Origin of the sequence: Succinimonas sp. (assembly GCF_045225735.1) — a bacterium.
In the GTDB taxonomy this organism is placed as follows: Bacteria; Pseudomonadota; Gammaproteobacteria; order Enterobacterales; family Succinivibrionaceae; genus Succinimonas.
Genome location: NZ_JBGVBR010000361.1, coordinates 1 through 4,527, shown reverse-complemented (window position 1 = coordinate 4,527; position 4,527 = coordinate 1). Strand labels below are relative to the sequence as shown.

Here is a 4,527-nt window from a genome sequence, read left to right as displayed (position 1 = left end):
AAGATCCTCCGCGGAAACGCCCTCGGGAGCCGTAAAGGGATGGTGCATGGCAGCAATGGAGCCGTCTTCGTTCTTCTCGAACATGGGGAAATTCACCACCCAGAGAGCCTGGAAGCCGGGAGAAACGAGACCGAATTCTTTGGCCACCTTAAGTCTGAGAGCGCCCATGGCGGTGGATATCTGCACCTTGTCCTGGGAAGCCCCGAAGAAAATCACGTCGCCGGCAGCGGCACCGGTGCGTTCCAGAATGCCCTGAATCATTTCCGGAGTCAGGAACTTGGCAATGGGAGACTGCACCTCAGCATTAGGAAGCACCTTCATCCAGGCCAGCCCCTTGGCGCCGAACACCTTCACATAGGCGGTGTACTCATCGATCTTCTTCCGGGTGATCTTGTCCTGAAGCCCCGGGAAGGAAAGAGCGCAGACCCGGCCGCCCGGGGTATTGGCAGGCTCCCGGAATACGGCAAATTCGCTGTCTTTGACAATATCAGCAATGTCCTTCATCTCGGTGCTGATGCGGAGATCCGGCTTATCGGAACCATAGCGGCTCATGGCCTCGTCCCAGGTCATTACCGGAAGCTCCCCGAGATCCGCGCCGGTAATCTCCTTAAATAGTCCCGTGATCATCTCCTCGGCCACCAGCTGCACTTCCCGGGCCGTCATAAAGGAGGTCTCAATATCGATCTGGGTGAATTCCGGCTGTCTGTCGGCCCGGAGATCCTCATCCCGGAAGCACTTGGTGATCTGATAGTAACGGTCAAAGCCGCTCATCATCAGAAGCTGCTTAAAAAGCTGAGGGGACTGAGGGAGAGCATAAAACTTGCCGTGGTGAATTCGGCTGGGCACGATGTAGTCCCGGGCGCCTTCCGGAGTGGGCTTCCCCAGCACCGGGGTTTCGGTATCGATAAAACCGTGGTCATCCAGATAGCGGCGGACATAGCCGGTAATGCGGGCTCTCAGCTTAAAACGCTCCAGCATCTCCGGACGTCTCAGATCCAGATAGCGGAAACGGAGGCGCTGTTCCTCGGTATTGTCCTGATTGAAGTCCAGAGGCAGAGGCGCGGCACGGTTAATGATTTCCAGTTCCCGGGCCTGAACCTCTACGGCGCCGGTGGCCATTTTGCTGTTTATCTGACTCTCCGGACGGGCCTTCACAATACCCCGCACCCTAATGCAGAACTCGTTGCGAAGCTCGGAGGCCTTCTCATGGGCTTCCTTCTGATCCGGATCGAAATAAACCTGAACAATTCCGGCGCGGTCACGCATATCAATAAAGATAAGACCTCCAAGATCGCGGCGCCGGTGCACCCAGCCGCACAGAGTTACTTCCTTTTCGAGATACTGTTCATTGACGTCGCCGCAGTAGATTGAGCGCATTGACATAGATTAACCTTTTACGTTTCAAAACGTCCGTTTGCAGCCTTGTGCGAGGCTGTTAATAAAAAATCAGTAGCGCATTATACTCCATAACCGGGGGATATGGCAGGAAATCGGCGTTAAATAACGGGCGGGACGGAAGGGATTCCGGCCCGCCCTGCCTTGGTCATGAACCCCGGGACACCCTTTCAGGGAGAGCATTCAAGAGGAGTGGCATAAGCTCGCCAAACAAAAAACTCCGGGGAGACCGGAGCTTTCTGAAACCTCATCAAACGAGAGACCGCCGGGAGAACTTAATAGCCCCGGGCTATGTTTTCCACGGCGCTCTTAACCTTGAAGAAATTAATGAACATGATGATCAGGAAAACCAGTGAAACCAGCCAGAACACCGTGGCGATCAGAAGAAGCAGCAATGCCGGCATAAACATGGGAGGAAAGGTATCGAGATGCCCTCCGGCTTCCTGGAGCGCCTGCATCTCGGAAACGAGGTTAAGCAATATTACCACCGCGGGTATTGCCGTAACAGCATAACCCGCGAACAGGCCCCACAAAAGCTTGATGCGGGGTCTGACCTTTGCGATTCGGGCCATAAGATCGCCCTCGCCGTCCAGCAGCTGATAACAACGGTCGGCCAGAGACGGTGTCTGGATCAGAATGTAAATATAGGCCACATAGGTCAGCAAGGTGCCGATATAAGGCACAAAATTCACCGCAATGCAGCCGATTATCCAGTACAGCATGATATTCATGTCCTTCATCAGAGCAGTCGCCCTGATGCCGGTGGCTCTGTCCCTGCCGCCGGAATTTCCCTGGTCGCTGTAGGGATTATTGCCCTGATAGCCCCCGGAACTGCCATTCAGGGAAGCGCCGCATTTGCCGCAGAAGGAAGCCCCCGGCTTTACGGGAGTCTGGCAGCAGGGGCACAGCTTTTCTTCTGCATAAGACGCCGTTTCTGCAGCAGGCATAGCTGCGGGCTCAGCCGCGGGCTTTTCTAAATTGACGCCGGAAACATTTCTGGCGATGTATTTTCTGCAAAACGGGCAGACCTTAACATCATCATCGATTTCTTTGCCGCAAAATGCGCAATTCATGTTGCTGCTCTCCTTTTAAAACATGCAGTTGTCATCAGTTATTGCTGTCAGCCATTGCCCGCCTTCCCGGGAAAACGCCGGCCTGTACACAGCGGCGCATTATAAACCATTATCCGCAGAAAATGGGGAACCCGGAATAAAACTCCGGAAAAGACAAGGCTGATGGGTACGTAAAAGCGGCCGGACTTGTCCCCGAAAACCGCTCCGCTCAGGGCCGGAGCTCTCATAGGATATTTCATGAGATCCTTTTATCTTTCCGGGAGATCAGGAACGATGGCGCTGTCCCGATATTCCGCCGGACTAAGCTGCGGGACGCGAGGACATGTCAAGGGGCCTCGGATGCAGCACCTGACAGGCGGGCAAAACCGGGCTCCAGAAAACCTGAGCTCCCGGCCGGCCGCCCTCCCGGATACTTAATAATCCCGGGCGATTCTGTCAATGCCCTCCTTAACCTTGAAGAAGTCAATGGTGAGGAGTATCTGGTAAACCAGACTTACTATGCAAAGCACGCCCATTATCAAAAGAACCAGAAGACCCAGAATAAGAAGCACCGAAGCCTCATGATGAGAAATCGCGGCTCCGGCAATCATCATCACAACCCCTGCCCCGCATAAAACAATTATCAGGGCCAGCAGGATCCACAGAGCCTTCACCCGGGGTCTGACCCGGGAAATCCGGCTCATAAGATCGCGGTCATCATTAAGGATCCCGGCGCATTTGTCTGCCAGAGACGGGGTCTGCACCAGAATATAGATAAAGGCAATCAGGCTCAGCATATTGAGGCCGGGAATGAACTGCGCCACCAGATAGCCGATGATCCAGTACATCATGAAATCCATATCGTTCATCACGGCGATAGCCTTTTCAGAAAAATTGCTCCGGGGCCGGGATTTTATCATGCTGCCGGCCATTCTGCCGTTATAGGGATTTCCGCCCTGAGGGGGAGCGGAGCTCCCGTCCGCGGCAGCACCGCAGTTCCCGCAGAAGGCGGCCCCGCTGGGCAGGGGAATCTGGCAGCGGGGACACATTTTGCCGCCGGAAATATCGGTTCTGGGAGAGGATGAGGCCGCCCCTCCGGCATTTACCGCCGGAGCGCTCTCCGGGATATGCTTCCCGCAGCGGGGGCAGAACACCACATCATCCGTAATTTCATTGCCGCAGGCCGGACATTTCATATCTGCTGATCTCCATCAATAAAGAGCGCCGTTTTCGGGTATCCGGGAATCCCCTGACAAGGGGGCTTAAGCAAGCCGCAAATGAGCCGGTCTTTCCCGAAAACGGCAGGAAAACTGTAAATTTAACGGCTTCATTATAATCTATTACGGGAAAAATTAGGGAAACGGGAGGTGATAACAGAACGGCAGGAGCCAAAGAAAGGCCCCGAAATAAGCGCGGAGCCGCAGAAGAGCGGCAGAGCCGCCCTCTAAACAAAGAACTCCGGCAAAACCGGAGTCCCCTGACAGTCTGAAAAAACAGCAGACTAATACCCCTTGACCGCTCTTTCAACCCCCTCCTTCACCTTGAAGAAGTCAATCAGGAGGAGTATTTCGTAAACCAGAATAGCAATAAAGGACACCAGGAAAAACACCCCGAAAACGCAAGCTCCCACGATCAAAGCCGTGTCGTGGGGACTTCTGTTCAGGAAAAACAGCCCTATAACTATCCCGGCAATCATGACAATAGTCACGACAATTTGCACGGCAAACAGGATCCAGAGCATCTTTACCCGCGGTCTCACTTTGGCGATTCTGGGAGAAAGATCGCTGTCATTCTCCAGAATTTCGCCGCATCTGTCGGCCAGAGCAGGCGTCTTTATCATGATATAGGTTAACGCAAACAGAGTGCCGATGGTCAAAAACTGAAACATCTGCGCCAGCACCGTTACGATCACGTAACCGGCGATCCAGTACAGCATATTGTTCATTTCATTCATCACGGACAGAGCCCTGGCACTGTCGGAACCGCCGGATCTCCCGCTCTTAACATTGCCGTTATAGGGATTGCCGGCATAGGGATTTCCGCCCTGACCGTCCATGGAGGCTCCGCAGTTGCCGCAGAA

4 protein-coding genes are annotated in these 4,527 nt (G+C 54.1%); all 4 read right to left on the bottom strand.

All coding sequences use genetic code 11. From position 1 onward, the window contains the following. The coding region (gene aspS / locus ACJROR_RS12715) for an aspartate--tRNA ligase (protein WP_406547372.1) at nt 1–1,377 on the bottom strand (1,377 nt) is incomplete at its 3' end. Between the two features lie 293 nt (nt 1,378–1,670). Then, nucleotides 1,671–2,468, bottom strand: a complete 798-nt coding sequence (locus ACJROR_RS12710; protein WP_406547371.1) for a double zinc ribbon domain-containing protein — start codon at nt 2,466–2,468, stop codon at nt 1,671–1,673. 413 nt (nt 2,469–2,881) lie between these two features. Continuing rightward, entirely contained in the window at nt 2,882–3,643 is a 762-nt protein-coding gene (locus ACJROR_RS12705) for a zinc ribbon domain-containing protein (protein ID WP_406547369.1), read from the bottom strand. A gap of 305 nt (nt 3,644–3,948) precedes the next feature. After that, the coding region (locus ACJROR_RS12700) for a hypothetical protein (RefSeq protein ID WP_406547368.1) at nt 3,949–4,527 on the bottom strand (579 nt) is incomplete at its 5' end.

Bases quoted from the DNA above. Each gene is read 5' to 3' on its own strand.
- ACJROR_RS12705 (WP_406547369.1), bottom strand. From the start codon at position 3,643: ATGAAATGTCCGGCCTGCGGCAATGAAATTACGGATGATGTGGTGTTC.
- ACJROR_RS12710 (WP_406547371.1), bottom strand. From the start codon at position 2,468: ATGAATTGCGCATTTTGCGGCAAAGAAATCGATGATGATGTTAAGGTC.